The sequence below is a fragment of the Bradyrhizobium sp. genome (assembly GCF_027451485.1).
Classification (GTDB): domain Bacteria; phylum Pseudomonadota; class Alphaproteobacteria; order Rhizobiales; family Xanthobacteraceae; genus Bradyrhizobium.
The window spans coordinates 60,286-81,057 of sequence record NZ_DAIDJE010000020.1 but is presented as its reverse complement, the minus strand read 5'-3'; the positions used below and the strand labels follow the sequence as shown (position 1 = coordinate 81,057).

20 protein-coding genes are annotated in these 20,772 nt (G+C 62.4%); 9 read left to right on the top strand and 11 right to left on the bottom strand.

The genetic code is table 11. The annotated features are described in order from the left end of the window. Positions 1-20: 20 nt before the first annotated feature. The 3 genes from NEZ08_RS03265 to NEZ08_RS03255 all read left to right on the top strand — a co-directional run bounded on the left by NEZ08_RS03265 (position 21) and on the right by NEZ08_RS03255 (position 3,240). Entirely contained in the window at positions 21-428 is a 408-nt protein-coding gene (locus NEZ08_RS03265; protein ID WP_298103327.1) for a histone, read from the top strand. A 595-nt stretch (positions 429-1,023) separates the two neighbouring features. Then, positions 1,024-2,688: an L-lactate permease gene (locus NEZ08_RS03260; protein ID WP_298103324.1), complete on the top strand. Its 1,665-nt coding sequence runs from the start codon at positions 1,024-1,026 to the stop codon at positions 2,686-2,688. Between the two features lie 135 nt (positions 2,689-2,823). Beyond that, positions 2,824-3,240 carry an META domain-containing protein gene (locus NEZ08_RS03255; RefSeq protein ID WP_298103322.1) on the top strand — a complete coding sequence of 139 codons (417 nt, stop codon included), beginning with the start codon at positions 2,824-2,826 and terminating at the stop codon, positions 3,238-3,240. Between the two features lie 20 nt (positions 3,241-3,260). On the opposite strand, the gene NEZ08_RS03250 is transcribed toward NEZ08_RS03255, so the two are convergent. From NEZ08_RS03250 to groES, 3 genes are all read right to left on the bottom strand, one after another. Continuing rightward, positions 3,261-4,457, bottom strand: coding sequence for a hypothetical protein (locus NEZ08_RS03250; RefSeq protein WP_298103321.1), 1,197 nt, complete (start codon positions 4,455-4,457; stop codon positions 3,261-3,263). Between the two features lie 164 nt (positions 4,458-4,621). Further along, positions 4,622-6,253 (bottom strand): chaperonin GroEL, encoded by a 1,632-nt coding sequence (groL, locus tag NEZ08_RS03245; protein ID WP_298103319.1) that lies wholly within the window; start codon positions 6,251-6,253, stop codon positions 4,622-4,624. 175 nt (positions 6,254-6,428) lie between these two features. After that, the gene (groES, locus tag NEZ08_RS03240) at positions 6,429-6,725 is read right to left on the bottom strand and encodes a co-chaperone GroES (RefSeq protein ID WP_298103317.1); all 297 of its coding nucleotides are present in this window, start codon (positions 6,723-6,725) and stop codon (positions 6,429-6,431) included. 324 nt (positions 6,726-7,049) lie between these two features. Between groES and NEZ08_RS03235 the strand changes: the two genes are divergently transcribed. Further along, positions 7,050-7,568 (top strand): hypothetical protein, encoded by a 519-nt coding sequence (locus NEZ08_RS03235; RefSeq protein WP_298103315.1) that lies wholly within the window; start codon positions 7,050-7,052, stop codon positions 7,566-7,568. Between the two features lie 70 nt (positions 7,569-7,638). Here the strand turns inward: NEZ08_RS03235 and NEZ08_RS03230 are convergent, their stop codons facing one another. Further along, positions 7,639-8,412: a protein phosphatase CheZ gene (locus NEZ08_RS03230; RefSeq protein WP_298103313.1), complete on the bottom strand. Its 774-nt coding sequence runs from the start codon at positions 8,410-8,412 to the stop codon at positions 7,639-7,641. 294 nt (positions 8,413-8,706) lie between these two features. Here NEZ08_RS03230 and NEZ08_RS03225 point away from each other — a divergent pair, with 294 nt between their 5' ends. Beyond that, a complete protein-coding gene (locus tag NEZ08_RS03225) occupies positions 8,707-9,552 on the top strand; it encodes a L,D-transpeptidase family protein (RefSeq protein WP_367278365.1) in 846 nt (281 codons plus the stop codon). Between the two features lie 75 nt (positions 9,553-9,627). Here NEZ08_RS03225 and NEZ08_RS03220 read toward each other — a convergent pair whose 3' ends face one another. From NEZ08_RS03220 to NEZ08_RS03195, 6 genes are all read right to left on the bottom strand, one after another. Further along, entirely contained in the window at positions 9,628-10,440 is an 813-nt protein-coding gene (locus NEZ08_RS03220; protein ID WP_298103308.1) for a DUF2076 domain-containing protein, read from the bottom strand. Between the two features lie 197 nt (positions 10,441-10,637). After that, positions 10,638-11,468 (bottom strand): ChbG/HpnK family deacetylase, encoded by an 831-nt coding sequence (locus NEZ08_RS03215; protein WP_298103305.1) that lies wholly within the window; start codon positions 11,466-11,468, stop codon positions 10,638-10,640. Then, a complete protein-coding gene (locus NEZ08_RS03210; RefSeq protein WP_298103302.1) occupies positions 11,465-12,511 on the bottom strand; it encodes a glycosyltransferase family 2 protein in 1,047 nt (348 codons plus the stop codon). The genes NEZ08_RS03215 and NEZ08_RS03210 overlap by 4 nt, the downstream gene beginning before the upstream one ends. Positions 12,512-12,620: 109 nt before the next feature. Next, the gene (gene hisG / locus NEZ08_RS03205; protein WP_298103299.1) at positions 12,621-13,598 is read right to left on the bottom strand and encodes an ATP phosphoribosyltransferase; all 978 of its coding nucleotides are present in this window, start codon (positions 13,596-13,598) and stop codon (positions 12,621-12,623) included. Then, the gene (locus tag NEZ08_RS03200; RefSeq protein ID WP_298103296.1) at positions 13,595-14,758 is read right to left on the bottom strand and encodes an ATP phosphoribosyltransferase regulatory subunit; all 1,164 of its coding nucleotides are present in this window, start codon (positions 14,756-14,758) and stop codon (positions 13,595-13,597) included. The genes hisG and NEZ08_RS03200 overlap by 4 nt, the downstream gene beginning before the upstream one ends. Before the next feature lie 212 nt (positions 14,759-14,970). Further along, on the bottom strand, positions 14,971-15,726 hold the full coding sequence (locus NEZ08_RS03195) for a 16S rRNA (uracil(1498)-N(3))-methyltransferase (protein ID WP_298103293.1): 756 nt from the start codon (positions 15,724-15,726) through the stop codon (positions 14,971-14,973). Between the two features lie 197 nt (positions 15,727-15,923). Between NEZ08_RS03195 and NEZ08_RS03190 the strand changes: the two genes are divergently transcribed. Together NEZ08_RS03190 and ubiA are read left to right on the top strand one after the other, a co-directional pair. Next, positions 15,924-16,688, top strand: coding sequence for a hypothetical protein (locus tag NEZ08_RS03190; protein ID WP_298103290.1), 765 nt, complete (start codon positions 15,924-15,926; stop codon positions 16,686-16,688). 49 nt (positions 16,689-16,737) lie between these two features. Further along, positions 16,738-17,670 carry a 4-hydroxybenzoate octaprenyltransferase gene (gene ubiA / locus NEZ08_RS03185; protein ID WP_298103287.1) on the top strand — a complete coding sequence of 311 codons (933 nt, stop codon included), beginning with the start codon at positions 16,738-16,740 and terminating at the stop codon, positions 17,668-17,670. Between the two features lie 20 nt (positions 17,671-17,690). On the opposite strand, the gene NEZ08_RS03180 is transcribed toward ubiA, so the two are convergent. Continuing rightward, positions 17,691-18,215, bottom strand: coding sequence for a DUF6101 family protein (locus tag NEZ08_RS03180; RefSeq protein ID WP_298103284.1), 525 nt, complete (start codon positions 18,213-18,215; stop codon positions 17,691-17,693). Between the two features lie 299 nt (positions 18,216-18,514). Between NEZ08_RS03180 and NEZ08_RS03175 the strand changes: the two genes are divergently transcribed. Further along, entirely contained in the window at positions 18,515-19,909 is a 1,395-nt protein-coding gene (locus NEZ08_RS03175; protein ID WP_298103487.1) for a metallopeptidase TldD-related protein, read from the top strand. Then, on the top strand, positions 19,896-20,717 hold the full coding sequence (locus NEZ08_RS03170; RefSeq protein ID WP_298103282.1) for a 3'(2'),5'-bisphosphate nucleotidase CysQ: 822 nt from the start codon (positions 19,896-19,898) through the stop codon (positions 20,715-20,717). The genes NEZ08_RS03175 and NEZ08_RS03170 overlap by 14 nt, the downstream gene beginning before the upstream one ends. The last annotated feature ends 55 nt before the right edge of the window (positions 20,718-20,772 follow it).

The window sequence follows — 20,772 nt, the reverse complement described above, 5'->3', positions numbered from 1 at the left end:
CAGCGCAACAGGAGGACGACATGGCTAAGGCGAAAAAGAAGAAAGGCAAGAAGGCGAAGAAGGCTAAAAAGCTTCTCGCCGCGAAGAAATCCGCCAAGAAGGCGGCAAAAAAATCCGCGAAGAAGTCCGCAAAGAAGTCGGCGAAAAAATCCGCCAAGAAAGCAGTGAAGAAATCGGCAAAGAAGGCCGCGAAGCAATCCGCCAAGAAAGCCGGAAAGAAAGCTGCCAAGAAAGCGGCGCCGAAAAAGCGGGCGGCGAAGAAGGCCGCCGCGCCCGCCATGGCTCAGGAGCCAGAAGCGGCAGCTTCTCACGAGACGGAGGCTCCGAGCCATAGCTGGGCGACGCCGAGCCATCACGAGGAGGCGGCTCCTGCGGCATCGTCATGGGAGCAGACCTCCGATCACCTGGGCAGCGAAGAAGGACACTAGTCCGGCCATTGATCGGCTAGAGCGGGGCCGTAGTGCTGAGGGACTGCGGCCCCTCTCTGCGTTGGCCTGATGCGCTCAGGCGGCTGGCACTGACCGGTCAGCCTTCGCCGCTCATGCGCGGCGCAGGCTCGAAAGCAGCACACCGTCCGTCGGCTTGTCCTCCGAACAGAAATATTAAGCCGCGATCCGCCACACGGGCCGCAAGCGTCGCACGCATATTGTTCACTGGTTGATCTTCCGTGCTAGGCGCTCGGATGGTGTGTTGGCTGGGAAAGAAGCGGGATTTGGCGCCACACGACCCTTGTCTTGTTTCAAGGTCCGCAAAACTCTAAGGTAATACCGATCTGCGGAACTAGACTAAAGTCGTAAATTCCACCGCGTGGGTTCGCTTGTCGCCGCCTCCGAGTCGCCCCTACGATGCGATCAATGGCGGGTGGCGGGGGCCCTCACATTTTGCGCGTTTGTGAGCGGAGTTGGCAGGCGCCAAAATCGCGTTCGACATCGTACTTTGCCAAAGGTCCCTCCCAATTCGCCCCAGCGCGCCGGCTGTTCACGCAGGTCGGGAGCGTCGGAAGAGCGCGTGGGAGGAACCATAATGTGGAATCAAGTCTATAATCCCTTCAACAACACCGTGCTGTCGACTCTCGCCGCCGCGGTCCCGGTCGTCACACTTCTGGTCTTGATCGCGAGCGGCAAGGTCAAAGCGCATATCGCCGCCATCATTGCGCTGATCGCGGCAAACCTCATCGCCATCTTCGCCTTCACGATGCCGGCCAACATGTCGATCCGCGCCTCGGTGCTTGGCATCGTGGCCGGTTTCTTCCCGATCGGCTGGATCGTGTTGAACGTCATCTATCTCTACCGCGTCACGGTCGCGACCGGGCGTTTTGAACTGTTGCAGCGGGCGATTGGCGGGGTCACGGAAGACCGTCGTCTGCAATTGCTTCTGATTGCCTTCTCGTTCGGCGCGTTTTTTGAAGGCGCATCGGGATTTGGCACGCCGGTTGCCGTCACCGGCGCGGTGCTGATCGGTCTTGGCTTTTCGCCGCTTGCCGCTTCCGGCCTGTCCTTGATTGCCAATACCGCCCCCGTTGCTTACGGCGCGCTCGGTACGCCGATCCAAGGTCTTGCTTCGGTCACCGGCATCGATCCCTACATTCTCGGCGCGATGGTCGGCCGGCAATTGCCGGTATTCTCGCTGATCGTACCGTTCTGGGTGATCTGGGCGTTTGCCGGTTGGAAGGGCATGAAGGATATTTGGCCCGCCATTCTGGTCACCGGCGTCTCGTTCGCGGTCCCTCAATTTGTCATCTCCAACTACATTAATCCGTGGATCGTCGATATTGGCGCGTCACTCATTTCGATGGGTGCGCTCATCCTGTTCCTCAAGGTCTGGCAGCCGAGGCAACTCTGGCTGTCTGCAGCGCTGCGCGGTAGCGATGAATCGCTGGCGACGATGACGCCGGCGAAGCCGTTCGACAGAACGCCCTTGTCGCAGGCTCAACTCTGGAGCGCCCTTCTGCCGTGGATCATCGTCTGTATCGTGATGTTGATCTGGGGCAGCGGTGAATTCAAATCGTGGGCAAACAAGCTTTTTGTCTGGAACTACCAGGTCCCGGAATTGCACCACATGATCAACAAGATGCCCCCGGTTTCTCCGAAGGCCACGCCGGAAAGCGCAGTGTTCGGTTTCACCTACTTGTCCTTCACGGGCACCGGAATGCTGATCGCTGCAATTATCTCCGGTCTACTGATGGGCTTTTCACCGTTGAAGATGGTTGCCGAATATGGCCGCACGCTGAAAGTCTGCGCAGTCTCGCTGATCACGATTTCAGCGATGCTGGGTATTGGTACATTGACGCGCCTATCCGGGCTGGACGCGACGCTCGGTCTTGCCTTCGCCGCCACGGGTGTCCTCTATCCGTTCTTTGGCACGCTGCTTGGCTGGCTCGGCGTTGCGCTGACCGGATCTGATACCGCATCGAACATCCTGTTCGGTAACTTGCAGAAGATCACTTCGCAGCAATTGGGCCTGCCCTCAGTCTTGATGGCAGCCGCGAACTCCTCAGGTGGTGTCATGGGCAAAATGATCGACGCACAGTCGATCGTCGTCGCTTCGACCGCTACCAACTGGTACGGGCATGAGGGCTCGATCTTGCGCTTCGTGTTCAAGCACTCGATCACGCTCGCCTGCCTCGTCGGCGTGCTCGTGATGCTGCAGGCCTACGTCCACCCGTTCACGAGCATGGTCTTGAAATAGGAACCGGCCTTCCGGTGAATCGATCAAGTTGCCCCGCGTCCCCCGGACGCGGGTTTTTCTTGCCGCGATGAATCTGTTCAATCGCGCGTTGGCCGATTACAACGACGCGGTTTTCAGTTTGCCTGAAGGAACGAGATGCTTTTAACGCGACGTCTTGCAACACGAGCCGCGGTTGCCGCCGTGTTCGCAGCGGTCGGCTGTTTCACCAGCGCGGCCAATGCGGATGATGGCTTTCCGTTTGGATTCGAAATGACCCTGGATGCGCTGCCCCAGCCCGGATCGAAGCGGGTTCCGACGCTCGAGATTGGCGACAATGGCGAGGCAAAGCTCGATCTATGGTGCAAGACAGGCACGGGCCAGTTCTCGGTCGCGGGCAACACCGTGATCTTCGTTCCCGGTCAGTTGCTGGACGCGGGCTGCCCGCCGGCGCGGGCGCAAGCCGATGACGATCTCGTCGCGGCTCTGGGAGAGGCCGCGACATGGCGGCGGCGAGGCGATGCGGTGTCTTTTGTCGGAACCAAAACGCTGCGATTCCACATCAACACCAACTGACCAAGGCGCCGTGCGCCCACTTACTTCCAGGCTGATTTGTCGGCATCCCAGCGCTGCGCCTTGAACCCTCTCACAAGTGCGTCGAGGAGTCCGTTATCGTCTTTCTGAGCGCCTTCTTCGTCACCGCTTGCGTCGTTGGCGAGAATGAGCGCGGGCCCCGAGGTTTCATCGGTGGTCGTGATCACGGGACTGCCGACCCACAGGATCAATCGGTCCGATCCGGCCGGCTTTTCGGAAGCGACCAGCGCCGTCACCTCGATGGTGTCGGTGAGACTGAGTGAAGGATAAAGTTCGCTGGGTCGCTTGAAGGTCAGTTTCAGCTTGCCGTTCGAGGAGTTCCAGGCGGATGTTGCCGGTTTGGCCGAAAGCGCGCCGGCCAGAACGCTGGCGATTGTCGATGCAAGCTTGTCCCTGTTGAGGCGATCGCCGTCGCGCCAGGGCGCGGCCGAAAATCGCATTGTGCGGTCCATTTCAATGATGCCGGTGGTCCATCCGGCCGCGACCACGCCCGGCATGGACTTGAATTTGGCAATCAGCGCGGCGACGCGATCCGGATCGGCGCTCAGCGTAATGGTTTGTTCGCCGGCGCGCAGCACATCGCAGGTGATGGCGAGGCTGCTCAAGGATATCTCGACATCCTGCCCCTTGAGGCTTTTGAGAAAATCGGCGGCGTTGTCCAGCTTGATGCGAACGCCGATCGCTTCCGGCGAAACCTCGGTAAAATCCTTCGGTGCCGGCGTGATGCCATCGTCGCTGGTCTGGTTCTCCTGAAATTCGCGCTCGCTGAGATCGGAATTGTCCGTCGAATTTACCTCAGTGACCGTCTGCCCGATGCTGATCTGGCCCTTGAACTCAAAATTGTCGCCAATGGGCTTTCGCGTGAGTTTAACCGAGACCGGCAACTTGCCGCCGATGCTTTGGGTTGTTCCGGTCAGGCTTTGGCCGCTGACCGCAAGGTTGACGACGAAGCGGTCCTTGCGGTCAGAGCCCTTGGCGACGGGGTAGCAGACATCGAGCGTGGCGGCAGTCAAGGTCTTGCCTTGCCGCGTTTCCTTAAGGATCACGTCGGCGTCGCCGTCCATCAATCCGTCGATCGCGGTGAAATACCTGACCTCGCTGGCGCCCGTGATAGGCTTGTTCGAGAGCTTCATTTGTCCCGCGGCTGAGCCGATCGAGGCCGCGGCTAGAACGGCCGCGAGAAGTAGGGCTGCGCGCATCGGCACTTCCTTGGAAAGAAACGGGCTTGCAATCCTCAAACCTGAGGCGACGGTCGGCCGAAGCCGGATCAGGCTCTTCCTAGCAAAGTGGAAGACAAATCGCCAAAAAAGAAGGCCGCGCATGGCGGCCTTCTTGGTTGTTTTGGTTGTCGAATTCGTTCGACTTAGAAGCCCATCCCGCCGCCGTGGCCGCCCGGTGCCGCCGGCGCCGGCTCCTTCGGCAACTCCGCAACCATGGCTTCCGTCGTCACCAGGAGGCCCGCGACGGAGGAAGCATCCTGCAACGCGGTCCGTACCACCTTGGCCGGGTCGATGATGCCCTTGGCGACCATATCGACATAGTCTTCGTTCTGGGCATCGAAGCCGAAGGTTTCCGACTTGTCGTCGAGGATCTTGCCCACGACGATCGAGCCCTCGAGGCCGGCATTCTCCGAGATCTGGCGGATCGGGGCTTCCAGCGCCTTGAGCACGATGTTGATGCCGGCCTGTACATCCGAATTGTCGTTGTGGATGCGGCCCACAGCCTTCTTGGCGCGCAGCAAGGCGACGCCGCCGCCTGGCACGATGCCTTCCTGAACGGCAGCCCGCGTGGCGTTCAGCGCGTCCTCTACGCGGTCCTTCTTTTCCTTGACCTCGACCTCGGTCGCACCGCCGACACGGATCACCGCGACGCCGCCTGCGAGCTTGGCCAGCCGTTCCTGGAGCTTCTCGCGATCATAGTCGGAGGTGGTCTCCTCGATCTGGGCTTTGATCTGACCGACGCGTGTCTCGATGTCCTTCTTCTTGCCCGCGCCGTTGACGATCGTGGTGTTCTCTTTATCGATCACGACCTTGCGGGCGCGGCCGAGCATGTTGACCGTGACGCTTTCCAGCTTCATGCCGAGCTCGTCGGAAATGAGCTGCCCGCCGGTAAGGATTGCAATGTCCTCCAGCATCGCCTTGCGGCGGTCGCCGAATCCCGGGGCCTTGACCGCGGCAACCTTCAAGCCGCCGCGCAGGCGGTTGACGACGAGCGTCGCCAGCGCCTCGCCCTCGACATCCTCGGCGATGATCAGGAGCGGCTTGCCCGACTGCACCACGGCTTCCAGAACCGGCAGCATCGCCTGCAGACCCGACAGCTTCTTTTCGTGCAGCAGCACATAGACGTCCTCGAGCTCCGCGGTCATCTTTTCGCCGTTGGTGACGAAATACGGCGAGAGATAGCCTCGGTCGAACTTCATGCCCTCGACAATGTCGACCTCGGTCTCAAGCGACTTGTTCTCCTCGACCGTGATGACGCCTTCGTTGCCGACCTTCTGCATCGCCTGCGCGATCATCTTGCCGATCGCAGCGTCGCCATTGGCGGAAATGGTGCCGACCTGGGCGACCTCGGAAGAGGAGGCGACGGGCTTGGCGCGCTTTTCAATATCCTTCACCACGGCGGCAACCGCGGTATCGATGCCGCGCTTCAAGTCCATCGGATTCATGCCGGCGGCAACGGCCTTGGCGCCCTCACGCACGATCGCCTGAGCCAGCACGGTCGCGGTGGTGGTGCCGTCGCCGGCGGTGTCGTTGGTCTTGGAGGCGACTTCGCGCAGCATCTGCGCACCCATGTTCTCGAACTTGTCGTCGAGCTCGATCTCCTTGGCGACAGTCACGCCGTCCTTAGTGATGCGGGGGGCGCCAAAGCTCTTCTCGATGACGACGTTACGGCCCTTGGGGCCGAGCGTCACCTTGACCGCGTTGGCGAGAACATCGACGCCGCGCAGCATGCGGTCGCGCGCGTCTCCGGAAAATTTGACGTCCTTGGCAGCCATTATGCTAACTCCTCAAATCTGGAAGGTTCTGTGCTTGCCCCACCGCTCACTTCGTCATCGCCGGGGCAAGGACCCGGCTAGCCCGCTTGTTCAGGGGGGTGAAAGGCCGGGCGGAGGTCCGGACCATGACGCTCTCAAGTGCAGCATCGAGGCGGGATAGGAATGGAACCGTGCCTTAGGCCAGCACGCCCATAATGTCGCTTTCCTTCATGATCAACAGCTCTTCGCCGTCGATCTTGACCTCGGTTCCCGACCATTTGCCGAACAGGACGCGATCACCGACCTTCAGGTCGATCGGGATCAACTTGCCGGATTCGTCCCGACCGCCCGGGCCTACCGCCGTGATTTCGCCCTGCGAGGGTTTTTCCTTGGCGGTGTCGGGAATGATGATGCCGCCCTTGGACTTCTGTTCAGCATCGATGCGCTTGACCACGACGCGGTCATGCAGTGGGCGAAATGTGGTTTTAGCCATGACGGTTCCTTTGGAAGCCTGGTTCGCTGGTCGATTTGCTGCCGAAATTACCCGGGAATACGAAGCCGTATTCGATCGCGGCGGTGGACAGCCTATCGTGTGCTTGGCAATCGGGCACTTGGAGTGCCAATAGTGCGACCGGGGATATGGCCTTGCGGCGATCCTGTCAAGCAAACGCGGTTAAGGCCTTGGTGAGTCTGGTGTAGGATGCTTTGGGAAACCACTTCGATTTGTCGGCGTACTTTGCAGGACGTCATTGCGAGGTCAGGGTTTTTGCGCTTGGGTGCCAGTTGGGTGGGAGCGCGGATTTACTTGGGGGAGAATATGATCGGTTCAGGTGGCGCGCGGACGGCTGCCAATCTCGGTATCGCCGCGATGCTGGCGCTCTTCCTCGGGGCTTGCGGCAGCATGAGCCTGCCGTCCTTCTCCTCATCTTCTCCGCCGCCAGCGCCGGAGCCGGCGCCCATACCGGAAATGCCGGCCTCGATCCGCGCTGACGAACTCGTCGGCAAATGGGGCCTCGCTTCGTATCAGAACCCCAACGATCGAGCGCGCACCGAGGCGGCGGCAAAGGCGCAATGCAAGCAGCCCTATGTGATCGGCGCCGGCGCCAGCGGCGGAGTGATCATGCACCTGGCCGATCAGGCGACGCCGCAGGAATTGCGGCTGAAGGGCAGTCCGAGCGGCAAGAACTACATCGGTCCGGCAGGGCCGCCCGGTGGAGATCTGGACCGCGAGATCGTGTCCTTCGACGGCAGGGTCCTGATCACCCGCTTCATCGACAAGGATGCGGCGACCCGATACGGCAACATGGTCTATGTCCGCTGCGGGCCGCGGGCGTGAACGGGTGACTTGGCAGACGAAAACGCCGGCCTGTTTGGCCGGCGCTTCTTTTAGGAAACTGATGTTGCTGTCAGTCGAACAGGGCGTCGATATCGTCCTGTGAGGCATGGCCGACGTCGCCCTCCAGCTTGGGGCCATTCAGGAGCTTGGCGTCGCCCTCGCGGGTATCGACGATCGGCGGCGCATGGGCCTTGATGGCATCGACGCCGCCCCAGATATCCATCATGACGGTGATGTGATTTTCGATGAACTTCATCGTGTTCATCACCTTCTTGATGCGCTGACCGGTGAGGTCCTGGAAATTGCACGCCTCGAAGATGGAGACGACACGTTCCTGGATTTCCTCGCTGAGCAGCTTCTGCTGGTCGGGCGAAGTGACCTTGCTCAACGCGGTCGCCGCATTGTCGATCGATTCGGCGGCTTCCAGGATCTGCTGGGTCGCCTCTTCGGTACCGCCGACCACGGCGCCGAGCTCTCCGTTGACCTTGGCCATCTCCTCGCCGTTGAAGCTCTTGCCGTGCAGCACGGCAATTTCCCGCTTGGTGCGGGTAATGGCATCATAGATCAGGTCGAGTTCGACCTTGAGCTTCTCGCACTGCTCGATCTGGGCGCGATAGGTTTCGAGCATCGCATGCGCCTCCGCAACCTCGCGTGCTGCAGCTTCTCCGATCGTCTCGGTCGTCACGCCGACGGGGCGCGAGACCGCCATCTGAGCCTTGATGGCGCGCAGCTCGTTCATGATTTCACGGTGCATGGGACCAACTTCTGTTTCAACCTCCGGCGGCATCTGAATATCTCCGGAGAAAGCTTCCTCGACACGAAAACGTCTACGATGAACCGCCATGACAATATCCCTGACCCCGTCACTCCGCCGTGCTTTAAAGCAGACCGAATTTAACACGAGGTTCACGCCGGAACTTGCCTGCAAGCAGCGCGCGCATCCGCACACCAACGGTTAACCATCCGCGTCGCCCGTTCATCAAAAATAAACGCTGGCGAAAGAAGCGCGCCGACCTGACCACATGGTGAATCGAAACGGCGGTTCTGTTTACCAAACCGATGCGGTTTTCACTCTTAGCTGATCGCGTGCAAGGTGCGCCGCTCCGGCGCGCTTACGACGAATAGTATGAGTACGTCGATGAAGAGAATGTATCTTGCGCTGCTCGCCGGCGCTTGTTCGCTGAGCCTCGGATTCCCGCACGCCGCCGCAAACGAAGCCGAGTTCGTCACCGATCCGGTGGTGATCCATCCCGATCAATCGGCAACACCGCCGTCCCCGGCACCGGTGCACCTCGCATCCGCCGACCGCCCCGATCTGGGAGGAGGCTTCATCGAATTCCTGTTCGGTGACAGGCCGGGGCAGGATTATCAGCAGGGCCAGGCCTATCGTCAGCAGCCGGCCTATCAGCCGCAAGCTTACCAACGGCCACCTTCATACCAGCAGCCGATGGTTTACCAGGTGCCGATGATGCCGCCGCAGGCGATGGGCCAACCAGCGATGGGCCAGTCGATGATGGGTGAGCCCGTCCGGCCAGCCTTCGACCCCAAATACGAGAAGCAGCTCGTCGATTATGACGGCAAGGAGCACGCCGGAACCATCATCATCGATACTCCGAACAAATTCCTCTATCTGGTGGAGAGCAACGGCAAGGCGCTGCGCTATGGCATAGGCGTTGGCCGGCCGGGCTTCACCTGGTCGGGCGTCAAGACGATCTCCGCGAAGAAAGAGTGGCCGGACTGGACACCGCCCGCCGAGATGCTGCTGCGCCGCCCCGACCTGCCGCGGCACATGGAAGGCGGCCCGCAGAATCCGCTGGGCGCGCGCGCGATGTATCTCGGCTCGACGCTCTATCGCATCCACGGTTCGAACGAACCCTGGACGATCGGCACCAACGTATCGTCGGGCTGCATCCGGATGCGCAACGAGGACGTGATCGACCTCTACGGCCGCGTCAATGTCGGCACCAAGGTCGTCGTCATCTGATCAAACCGATCGCGCGAAGCAAAATGGCCGCTCCACGATCTGAGCGGCCGTTTGTCATTGCGTTACTTCGAACAGTCAGGCGAAATCACTGTCGTTATCGCCGCCGAAGTTGTCCGCGTCCATGTCCGCATCGTCGTGGTCGTCGTCTGAGGCGGTATCGTACAGCCCGTCAGACGAATAGTTGTCAGCCTGATCGCTCGATGAGCCGATATCATTGATGCCGGCATCGCGGGCGAGGCTGCTGTTGGAACTGTCGGTCCACGGGCTTGGACTCGCGACCCGGTCGACGACGACCGCAGGATCGCTGCCGAAGCCGTAATGGCTGCCGCCCATCATCGAGCGAATGCTGTTGAGGAGAAGCGATCCGCCGACCATGCCCGCGGCGGCGGCCGCAGCGGTTCCCAAAAATGAGCCGCCACCACCACCCATCATCCCGCCACCCATCATTCCGCCACCACCCATGGGAGCCTGTGGCCCACCATAGGGCTGGCCGTAGCCGCCCTGATCATAGCGGCCGGGCTGCTGCAAGACCTGGCCGCTGTTCCAGACCGGGTGGCTGCCAGCCTCGGGCGGCCGGACGTTCGGCACGGAGCCATGTGATTGATCTTGGCCTTGCCCGAACAGCGCGCCGCGCATCGTGTCCAGAAAGCCGCCGCCCTGGCTTTGCTGCGGCGCGCTTTGCGCTTCCAGTTCCTGGATGCGGCTGTTGGCGCGCCGAAGCGCCTCGTCCTGCACCAGCACTGTCTGCACCAGCGGGTAAATCGCGTTCGGCGCTGCCCGCAAGCCTTGCGTAATCGCGGCCGTCGCATCCGGATCTCGCGGCGCGCCTTCCATCTTGGACAACCGGTCAAAAAGGTCGTCAACGAGCTGGCGTTCTTGCGGCGTCATCAGGCCTCTCCCTCGCTTTTGAAGCGTGGCCTCAGATGTAAGCGGGGTTCGTGTCGCAGGTAGTGGGGCCGAAATTAAATTTATGTAGGCCGACGGGCCGGCCGTATCTTGATCGCTCTAGCCGCAAATCCTTGATCGGAGCCGGAAATTCGCTGGCGGCGTGATATATTGGCAGCCGCGGGCCGGCGTTCGGTTTTTCAAACGAGCGTGACGTCGTTGGTGGCCAACAGCGGCAGGAAATGTTCGCTGCCAAGAAATTCGTATTCACGTTCGCGCTGGAAGGTGAATGGATCGAGGCCGATCAGTACATCGTCGACCAGGCCCGGATGGCACATCACCACGCCGTCTGCGGGCATCCCTCGCAGGAATTGCCGCAACAGGCTGCCGAACTCCGAGTCTTTCGAAAAATCGTAGGCGCCGGCAAAAGCCGGGTTGAAAGTCAGTCCGGTGCGCGCGGCGTGTCTGCGGAATTGAGCGCTGAGCGCGTCGAGTACGAGCGCCTTTGGCGAGTCGAGGCGCTCCGTCCAGCGCCGGTTGCGGCCGCACTGCCTGATCCATGCGTCCGGCGTCGCTGACTTCACCGCCGCCAGGAAAGCCCGCCGCACGCCGGGAAAGAGATGCGCGTGCTGATGGCCGTCGACATAGTCGGGCGCACGGCCAAACAGGTCGATGAAGGTTTCGATCTGCACCGTCACCTCGGTCTGGACAAGCTCGAAGTCCAGCCTTCCGGTCATGCCCCAGCGAAACAAGGTGGGATGAGGCAGAAACAAGCCGCTCTCGATCGGCCTGAAATGCATGGTCAGGGGACGAAACGGTGCGGTCAGCGTCACATGCAGGCCGACCGCACAGCCTGGATTGTATCTTGTTGAAGCAACCAGCGCGTTCACCTCGTCCCGGCCGATCGCCGGTCCCACCACCATCACGGATGTGGCGTTAAGCCGGCCCTTCTCGATCAGATCGCGAATCGCGCGATTGACGCCAGGGCTGATGCCGTAGTCGTCGGCGCACAAGTAGATGCGCCGGCTCATTCTGCCGCTGTCCTTTGCTCGGCGCCGCTGTCCGTGCGCGCATCGGCACGCTTCTCGCAATGTTCGGCGACGAAATAGATCGGGCGCGCCTTCAGTTCGGAAAGGATCTTGCCGATATATTCCCCGACAATGCCGATCATGATCAGCTGGACGCCGCCGATCGTCATCAGGCCGACGATCAACGACGGATAGCCCGGCACCGATTTCCCGTCGATCAGCGTTTCCCACAGGATCGACAGACCGAACAGGAAGGCAAACGAGGCAAGCAGCACGCCGAGCAGGCTCGCCACGCGCAGGGGAGCGACCGAGAACGAGGTCAGCCCTTCGATCGAAAGTCCGACCAGCCGTCCCGCGCTGAATGTTGTCATGCCGTGCTCGCGCGCCGCCGGCTCATAGTCGACGCGAATCTGGCGAAAGCCGATCCAACTCGCCAGTCCCTTGAAAAAGCGGTTACGCTCCGGCAATTGGCGCAGCGCCGCGGCGGCACGCGGCGACAGCAGGCGAAAATCGCCGGCGTCTTCCGGGATTTTTTGCCGGGCGCCCCAATTGATCAGGGCGTAGAAGCCGCGGACCGACAGTCGCCGCAGCAGAGATTCGTTGTCGCGATGTGCCTTCGCCGTATAGACGACGTCGTAGCCGTCATCGATCCAGTGCCCCACCAGCTTTTCCACGAGGTCTGGCGGGTGCTGGCCGTCGCCATCCATGAACAGGACCGCGCCCTTCCGCGCATGATCGAGGCCGGCCATCAGCGCGGCCTCCTTGCCGAAGTTGCGTGACAGCGAGACGACCTGAACGTCGATACCATCGGCCTTCAGCCCGCGCGCGAGGACGAGCGTCGCATCGGAACTGCCGTCGTCGACATAGACGACTTCGCAGCGCAACCGGTATCGATGATCGAGGCTCTTGGCGAGGTCGCAAAGCCGCTGATGCAGCGAGGCGAGGCCGGCCGCCTCGTTGTATACTGGTACGACGATCGACAGGCCCTGCGCCGCGGCGGTTGCCGCGGTCGTTGACAGGCTCGATACGTCGGTGCCCAGCATCATCGATCAGTTTCCAATCTCAGCATCAGAGAGTACCCAACTTGCCCGAAAACACGCCCCGGCGCAGCATATGGTGATCGCGCGGCAATGTCGCCACGGCAAGGCCTGCGGTCTATTGTCCGAGGAATGACTCGAGCCGGGCGAACAGCGGATTTTCGCGATCCAGCACGTAATCAAGGGAAGCCACCGAAACCGTGTCGGCCCCGTGGTTGCGCAGGAAGCTGCCAAGCGCATAGAGCTGCGCCGGCGGGCAATGCAGGATCACCATTCCGGATGATGTCGGGCCGCCGAACGGCAATACGACGCCGAAGCGCTCCTGGGCTTCGGTCAGCAAGGCTGCATCGCAGGCGGTGAAGCGGGTGCGGACCTCGCGGTATTGGCTCGCCCGCGCACGCGCGGCGATGTGGTCGAGGATGACGCGGGCAGCTTCCCGCGCCGCGCCCGACCAGTTGGCCTCGCGCGAGGCGACGAGATTGGCCTGGCTCTTCAGGATCACGCCGTCATCGAGCACCTTCAGGCCGTTGGCGGCGAGCGTCGCGCCGGTCGTGGTGATATCGACGATCATTTCGGCCGTGCCGGCCGCAGGCGCACCTTCGGTCGCCCCGGCGCTTTCGACGATGCGGTAGTCGACGATGCCGTGGGAGGCGAAGAACGCGCGGGTGAGGTTGATGTATTTGGTCGCGACCCGCATCCGACGGTTGTGCTGTTCGCGGAATCCGGACGTGACGTCGTCGAGATCGGACATCGTCCGCACGTCGATCCAGGCCTGCGGGACGGCGACCACGACGTTGGCGCTGCCGAAGCCGAGGCTGTCGATCAGAAGCACACGCCTGTCGGCATCGACAATGCTCTCGCGTACCAGGTCCTCGCCGGTAATGCCGAGGTGCACCGCGCCGCGCGCCAGTTGCGAGGCAATCTCGCTCGCCGACAGATAGGCAATCTCGACGCTGTCGAGGCCTGTAATGGTGCCGCGATATTCGCGGGCGCCGCGGGGCTTGGCCAAGGTGAGCCCGGCACGCGTGAAGAAAGCTTCGGCGTTTTCCTGCAGCCTGCCCTTCGAGGGAACAGCGAGAACAAAAGGCGTGGTCATGACGACCTCCCCGAAGGGGCGGGATTGCCAATCCTGGCGAACGCCTCGACCCACACCGAAAATCCAACCGCGGGAATGGCCGCGCCCGAACCGAGCCGCTGCAAAAGCCCGTCATATCTGCCGCCGGCGACAAGCGGCTCCAGGCCGCTGCTCTTGGCGTGAATTTCGAATTCGAAGCCGGTGTAATAATCAAGTCCGCGCCCGAATGCGGTCGAGAAGCGCACATTGGCGATGTCGATGCCCCGGTCGGCCATGAAGCCGACCCTGCTCTCGAGTGTGTCGATCGCCGAGCCGATATCGAGCCGGCAATCATTGGCCAGCGCGCGCAACTGCGCGATGGCTGCGCGGGGATCGCCGGCGATGGCCAGGAAGCGCTTGATGATGGCGAGCGCATCGCGCGGCAGCGCGCCGGCCTTCAGGGTCGACTGCTCGAGGAAGCGGTCGGCGATCTCCGCAACGGTGCGGCCGCCGACATTGCTGGTGCCGGCGATCGACATCAGGTCGGTCACCAGCGCCAGCGCCGCCTTGCGATCGGAGCCGGCAAGCGCGGCCAGCACGCCCTCATATTCGTTGGGGGTTGCGGCGGTTGCGACCGCGAGCCGCCCGATATCTTGCTCAAGGCTGACTTTGCGGTTGAAATCCTTGATCAGCCGACGGCGCCATACCGGATAAAGACCGAGCGCATCGATGAGGGTCGTGAAGAGGGCGACATCGCCGGCGCGGATCTCGACGTCGCTCAGGCCGAATGCCTGCGTTGCCTGCAAAGCCAGCGCCAGCATTTCGGCATCCGCTGCCGGGCGATCGAGCCGCCCGAACGATTCGACGCCGGCTTGCAAGAACTCGCTTGCGCAGCCCTCGCGATAGCGGAACACGGGGCCGAGGTAGCTATATCCTGTCGGCTGCCCGGCACGGTTGGAGCAGAGATACGCGCGCGCCACCGGGATGGTCAAATCGGGGCGCAGGCACAGTTCTTCGCCGCTGGCGTCGGTGGTGAGGTACATGCTCTTGCGGATATCTTCGCCGGAAAGGTCGAGAAAGGGCTCGGCGGGCTGCAAGACCGGAGGTTCGGCCAAGGCATAGCCGGCTTCCGCAAATGACCGCAAAAGGGCGTCCGCCCATACGGCGGACCCGGTCGCATGGGAAGCGGCGGCTGCGATCATCTTGCGATCCAAATCTCTCAAAGGCGCATTCGGTACCCGAAAATTCGCCCAAATTATTGAGTTCTTGTCGGTTTTTTACCGGTCGATTTTTGACCTGATCGGGAGCCGGTCTCCGGCCCAAGGCGCTGGCAGCCTTTAGCATGGCGCAATGAAGGTTTCGACCACGATCGGTCAAGTGTCTTAACGACCAAAGTGGCGTTTCGACCAGGTGCTCAACGTGCTGCATCCCCGGTCCAGTCGCCCAAGGCGGCCTGGACCAGCGCCAGCGCCGCTACCCCCGCGGTATCGGCCCGCAAGATCCGGGGCCCGAGCGATAGCCGCAATGCATTCGGCTGTCGGAGCAAGGCCTCGCGCTCCTCCTCGGCAAACCCGCCTTCCGGCCCGATCAGGACGTCGATGCCTCCGGGCGGTCTTTCGCGCGCCAGCGCATGCCATGGGTTGGCGACATCGGCCGCTTCGTCGCAAAAGACAAGAAGCCGCTCCTCCTGCCGACGGTCCAGGAACCGGTCAAAGGCAACTGGTTCGGCGACCTCGGCGATGCCGAGAATGCCGCATTGCTCGGCGGCCTCGATGACGTTCGCCCGCATCCTTTCGGTGTTGACCCTGGAGACCTGGGTGAAGCGCGTCAGCACTGGCTGTAGCGACGAGACGCCCATCTCGACTGCCTTTTGCACGATGTAGTCGAGGCGCGCGTGCTTGAGCGGTGCGAACACGTAGGCGAGTTCCGGCAGGCGATCTTGTGGCCGGGTCCGCCGTTCGATATGCAGACCGTCAGGCCGCTTGCGCCCGGTGATCGAGGCCTGCCATTCCCCGTCGCGGCCGTTGAACACGAGAATGGCGTCGCCGGTCGAAAGCCTCAGCACGTTGCCGAGGTAGTTGCTCTGATCCCTCGCCAATGCGACCGTCACGCCGCTTTCGAGGGGCGCATCCACGAACAGGCGGGGTTTGCGGAAATCATGCGAGGGCATTACTGGTCGGGTCCTTTCGCGAGCTTTTTAGCCCAAAAGGATGAGGAATTGAGCGATTATTGCCGGTACGGGACGGGGTTGCGCCGCGCTCCTGCCCAATTCAACGGGTTGTTAACCACTGGTCGCAATCGTAAAATGCCGATAACGGAGTCGCTCTCCTGTCGGGAAAGTGTTTGCGGCCTGAAGGAACAGCATTGATGATCCGCCAGTTGATCGCGCCACTCGCCATCGTGGCCGTTGTGACATTTCATGCCGGACAGGCCTCGGCACAGGGCGCGTTCCCGGCGCCGCTGCCGGGCCAGGTGGGGACCGTCAACGATCCAGCCTTTCCGCCTGTGAACGGGGCCGGACGAAAAGTGGGGACGGTCAATGATCCGGCTTTCCCGCCGGTGAACGGCGCGCCGGCGACTTCTTACAGCAATGCATCCGCCCCGCGCTCTCTCGGCAATGCGCCACTGCCTTCCTCCTCGTTCGGCAACGCGCCCGCGCCCGCTTCTTTTCCGGCAGCTGGAGGGGCCTCGCCCTTTGCGGCACCTCCGACCCAATCGGGTGCGGTCGACAACTGCATGAAGGAATTCATGCCGATGCGCGCGGAAGCGGAGAGGCGCGGTAAGCTTCTCAAGGCGGCTGGCGACAGACACGCCGGTCCCGATGAGGCATGCAAACTGATGAACAGCTTCGTGCAGGCCGAGGTCAAGATGATGAAATTTGTCGAGGCCAACGCGGTGCGGTGCCAGATCCCGCCGCAGATCGACCAGCAGCTCAAGACCGGGCACAAGCGCACCGAGGAGATGCAGACCAAGATATGTACGGCGGCGGCCAATATGAAGAATCAGCGGCCGGCCGGTCCGAGCCTGAGCGACGTGCTGGGTTCTGCGACGGCACTTCCGGAAGCTACCGTCGCGAAGAAGAGCGGCGGCACGACGTTCGACACCTTGAGCGGCAACGTGCTGGCGCGATGACGCGTGCCGCGGCCCTGAACAGAATACTTGCCGCAGGCGCCGGGGCGGTATGATTGGAACTGCCGCGCGCGTTGCGGACGCGACCGGCAATTGGGTCGATACGCGTGCGCCGTTGTGGTCCCGGCCCTATCTGCGGCTCGCCCGCCTCGATCGTCCGATCGGTTCCTGGCTGTTGTTGTTGCCGTGCTGGTGGTCGGCCGCGATCGCGTCGGCGCTGGCGCGCGACGTCAGCCGATTGCCGATCGTCATTGGCTTGTTCTTTGTCGGCGCCTTTGCCATGCGTGGCGCTGGCTGCACCTGGAACGACATCACCGATCGCGATCTCGACGCCAGGGTCGAACGCACGCGCTCGCGTCCGATTCCGGCCGGGCAGGTCAGCGTGCGGCAGGCGTTCGCGTTTCTCGTGGCCCAAGCGCTGGTCGGGCTCGCAGTATTGCTCCAGTTCAATGGCTTCGCGGTCGTAACCGGAATCGCCTCGCTCACCATCGTGGCGGTGTACCCCTTCATGAAGCGCATCACCTGGTGGCCTCAGGTCGTGCTAGGATTTGCCTTCTCGTGGGGCGCCTTGATGGGATTTGCCGTCCTGCTTGGGGGCATCGGGCTGCCGGCGCTGGTTCTTTACGCCGGATCGATCGCCTGGGTGATCGGCTATGACACTATCTACGCGCATCAGGACACCGAGGACGACGCGCTGATCGGCGTCAAATCGACCGCGCGCCTGTTCGCCGCTCGCACGCATCAGGCGCTGGTCGTTTTCTACGGTCTGGCCGTGATCCTGATCGGTGTGGCCTTGCGACTTTCCGGCACCGGGCCCGCCGGATGGTTCGGCCTTGCAGCGTTCGCCGTCCATCTGGCATGGCAGATCGGGCGGATCGATATCAATGACCCCGCGCTCTGCCTGCGTATCTTCAAATCCAACCGCGATGCGGGCCTGTTGTTGTTTGCGGGACTGTTGGTGGATGCTCTCATGAGAGCTGGCTAGATCCGCACGCGCGGCGACGGTCAGTTGCGCGCGATGATCTCGCGTTCGCCGCGATGGACAGAGGCGGTATCGATCGCTCCGCCGCCGCGTCGCCGCACCAGGAATTTCGGACGCCGCGCGCCGATCGCGCTGCGCCGCCGCCGCCGCGGCGAAGGCTCGTTTGGCGCTTCCTCAAAGAGCTGCGGCAAGGCGAAAATGTCGCTCCAGGTCTGCCAGGCGGATGCGATCTCGTCGGGATCGGAGCTGACGCAAAGCGGAATGGTCAGCGATGGGTCGCGGTGCAGCAGCACCAGCGTCTGGGCATCGTCGATGCCGCGCAGCGCAATGCCGCGGAAATCGCTGACGCGAAGGTTGATGGCCATTCGCATGCCCTGGACGGCACGCCGCAGCACGACACGCTCGCGGTGAAGCTCGACCCGGCGCACGCCGTTGTCGGCACGGACGTCCTGCGCATCGAAGCTCACGGGCAAAGAGAGAGGGTCGAGCCGCAATGCGCGGCTCGACCCTGCGGGGTTGATCCCGCTTATTGCTGTTTGACGCCTCACGGCTTTGTCTCCCCGCCGGGATTACTTCCCGGTCGTTGGGTGAGAGCATGCCAGAGCGGCGTCCGGATTCGCTTAAAAAGGCTGGTTAATCCGCCGTCACCGGTCCTGCTTCGATCAGCATGATTGACAACACCTTGGCCCACATGATTGACGGGACCTTGCCATGCTGTCGAAATTCCTATGTTTCGGCGGCCGGAAACTGCTTGAAATCCAAATGAATCAGGCACATTTCATGCGGTCTGTGATCTGCTTCGAATGCCGTCCGCCCCTTCCGTAAATCTGCGGGATTTTTGTTCGTGATATCTTCACCATCGGGCGCATCTGCGCTTTCGGCCGAGGCCGCCTCCAAGCTTTTCGATCAATCCGCGCTGACGACATTGGCGCAACGCCTTGTCGAGGCCGCAAGGAAGGCCGGCGCCGACGCGGCTGATGCCGTTGCTGTGCGCGGTATCTCGCAAGGCGTCGAAGTACGCGACGGGCGAGTCGAGGAGTCCGAGCGCTCGGAGGGCGACGATGTCGGTCTGCGCGTGCTGGTCGGCAAACGCCAGGCCGTGGTCTCGACCAACGATGTCGGAGGCGACGGCGTGGCCCGCCTCGCCGAGCGGGCGGTCGCGATGGCGCGCGTCGCGCCGGATGACGAGTATGTCGGCCTCGCCGATCCCTCGCTGCTTACAACCGAGTTCCCCGATCTCGATTTGCTCGACCCCGATGTTCCGACAACTGCCGAACTCGAACGCCGAGCCTGTGAGGCGGAGGCGGCGGCGCTTGCGGTCAAGGGCGTCACCAAATCCGGCGGCGCATCGGCATCGACCGGCATCGGCGGCATGGTGCTGGTGACCAGCACGGGCTTTCACGGCGCATATTTGCGCTCGAGCCAGGGGATCTCGGTGACGGCCATTTCCGGCGAAGGCACCGCGATGGAACGCGACTACGATTTCACCTCCGCCCCGCATGCGGAAGACCTCGCCACACCGGAAAGCGTTGGCCGCATGGCCGGCGAACGCACGGTCGCACGCGCCAATCCGCGCAAGGTCGAAACCTGCAAGGTACCGGTGGTGTACGATCCGCGCGTGTCAGGGTCGCTCGTCGGCCATCTGGTGGGGGCGATCAATGGCGCCTCGATCGCGCGCAAGACGAGCTTCCTGAAGGATCGCCTCGGCGAGCAGCTCTTCGCCCGCAACATCCGCATCGTCGACGATCCGCTGCGCCGTCGCGGCTTGCGCTCGCAGCCGTTCGATGCCGAGGGCGTCCGCGTCAAGAAGCTCGCGATCATCGATCAGGGTGTTCTGACCTCATGGATACTGGACTGCGCGACCGCGCGCGAACTCAAGCTCACGACGACCGGCCACGCCCATCGCGGCGTCTCGTCGTCGCCGTCGCCGGGATCGTACAATCTGCACCTGGAGGCCGGTGAGGTGACGCCGGAGGAACTCATCTCTGACATTCGTCAGGGTTTTTATGTCACCGATCTGATCGGCTCAGGCGTCAATGGCGTGACTGGTGATTACAGCCGCGGCGCATCCGGCTTCTGGATCGAGAACGGCAGGATCACCTATCCCGTGAGCGAGGTAACGATCGCCGGTCACCTGCTTGAGATGTTCAAGTCGCTGGTGCCCGCGAACGATCTGGTGTTTCGCTACGGCGTCAACGCGCCGACGCTGCGGATCGAGGGGTTGACCCTTGGCGGACGATGATGCTCCGACCCAAGCCTACCCGGAAAATCTGGCACGCGACGCCGCGCTTCTGACCGACACGGTGCGGGAGGCCGGCTTGCTGGCGTTGTCCCTGTTCCGGACTGAACTGAAAAACTGGATCAAGGGAAGCTCGTCTCCGGTGTCGGAGGCGGACATTGCGGTCAACGAGCTGATTGCGCGCCGCTTGCGGTCGGCGACGCCGGACTATGGCTGGCTTTCCGAGGAAAACGCTGACGACCAGTCGCGTGTTGGCAAACATCTGGTCTGGATTGTCGATCCGATCGACGGCACGCGCGCCTATCTTGCCGGCCGGGAGGACTGGTGCGTCAGCGTGGCGCTGGTCGAAAATGGGCAGCCGGTGATTGCCGCCGTATTCGCGCCGGCGAGCGATGAATTCTTCTTTGCCGAGCGCGGAAGCGGATCACGGCTCAACAGCGCCACAGTCCATGCGACGCCCGGCCTTGGACTTGATTTTTCCCGCATCGCCGGGCCAAAGCCGCTGGTCGAGCGGCTTAATCGCTCGGGTGGGGAAATTTCGTTGCATCCGCGGATCGGATCGCTGGCGCTGCGCCTGTGTCGCGTGGCGGACGGCAAGCTCGATGCCGCTTTTGCCGGCGGACAAAGCCACGATTGGGACCTTGCGGCCGCAAATTTGATCGTGCAGGAAGCGAATGGTAGCATGACTGCGCTGTCGGGGGACATCATCCAGTATAATCGCCGCGAGGTGACGCACGGGATACTTGTGGCGGCGGGGCGCGATCGTCATGCCAGCATCGTCGAGCAGTTTCGACGCCACCCGTTGCCGTGAGGGATGCCCCGACACGTTTGGAAACACTGCGAGCCGGGCACGGCTTTAGGATCAG

Bases quoted from the DNA above. Each gene is read 5' to 3' on its own strand.
- NEZ08_RS03265 (WP_298103327.1), top strand. From the start codon at position 21: ATGGCTAAGGCGAAAAAGAAGAAAGGCAAGAAGGCGAAGAAGGCTAAA.
- NEZ08_RS03260 (WP_298103324.1), top strand. From the start codon at position 1,024: ATGTGGAATCAAGTCTATAATCCCTTCAACAACACCGTGCTGTCGACT.
- NEZ08_RS03255 (WP_298103322.1), top strand. From the start codon at position 2,824: ATGCTTTTAACGCGACGTCTTGCAACACGAGCCGCGGTTGCCGCCGTG.
- NEZ08_RS03250 (WP_298103321.1), bottom strand. From the start codon at position 4,457: ATGCGCGCAGCCCTACTTCTCGCGGCCGTTCTAGCCGCGGCCTCGATC.
- groL (WP_298103319.1), bottom strand. From the start codon at position 6,253: ATGGCTGCCAAGGACGTCAAATTTTCCGGAGACGCGCGCGACCGCATG.
- groES (WP_298103317.1), bottom strand. From the start codon at position 6,725: ATGGCTAAAACCACATTTCGCCCACTGCATGACCGCGTCGTGGTCAAG.
- NEZ08_RS03235 (WP_298103315.1), top strand. From the start codon at position 7,050: ATGATCGGTTCAGGTGGCGCGCGGACGGCTGCCAATCTCGGTATCGCC.
- NEZ08_RS03230 (WP_298103313.1), bottom strand. From the start codon at position 8,412: ATGGCGGTTCATCGTAGACGTTTTCGTGTCGAGGAAGCTTTCTCCGGA.
- NEZ08_RS03225 (WP_367278365.1), top strand. From the start codon at position 8,707: ATGAAGAGAATGTATCTTGCGCTGCTCGCCGGCGCTTGTTCGCTGAGC.
- NEZ08_RS03220 (WP_298103308.1), bottom strand. From the start codon at position 10,440: ATGACGCCGCAAGAACGCCAGCTCGTTGACGACCTTTTTGACCGGTTG.
- NEZ08_RS03215 (WP_298103305.1), bottom strand. From the start codon at position 11,468: ATGAGCCGGCGCATCTACTTGTGCGCCGACGACTACGGCATCAGCCCT.
- NEZ08_RS03210 (WP_298103302.1), bottom strand. From the start codon at position 12,511: ATGATGCTGGGCACCGACGTATCGAGCCTGTCAACGACCGCGGCAACC.
- hisG (WP_298103299.1), bottom strand. From the start codon at position 13,598: ATGACCACGCCTTTTGTTCTCGCTGTTCCCTCGAAGGGCAGGCTGCAG.
- NEZ08_RS03200 (WP_298103296.1), bottom strand. From the start codon at position 14,758: ATGATCGCAGCCGCCGCTTCCCATGCGACCGGGTCCGCCGTATGGGCG.
- NEZ08_RS03195 (WP_298103293.1), bottom strand. From the start codon at position 15,726: ATGCCCTCGCATGATTTCCGCAAACCCCGCCTGTTCGTGGATGCGCCC.
- NEZ08_RS03190 (WP_298103290.1), top strand. From the start codon at position 15,924: ATGATCCGCCAGTTGATCGCGCCACTCGCCATCGTGGCCGTTGTGACA.
- ubiA (WP_298103287.1), top strand. From the start codon at position 16,738: ATGATTGGAACTGCCGCGCGCGTTGCGGACGCGACCGGCAATTGGGTC.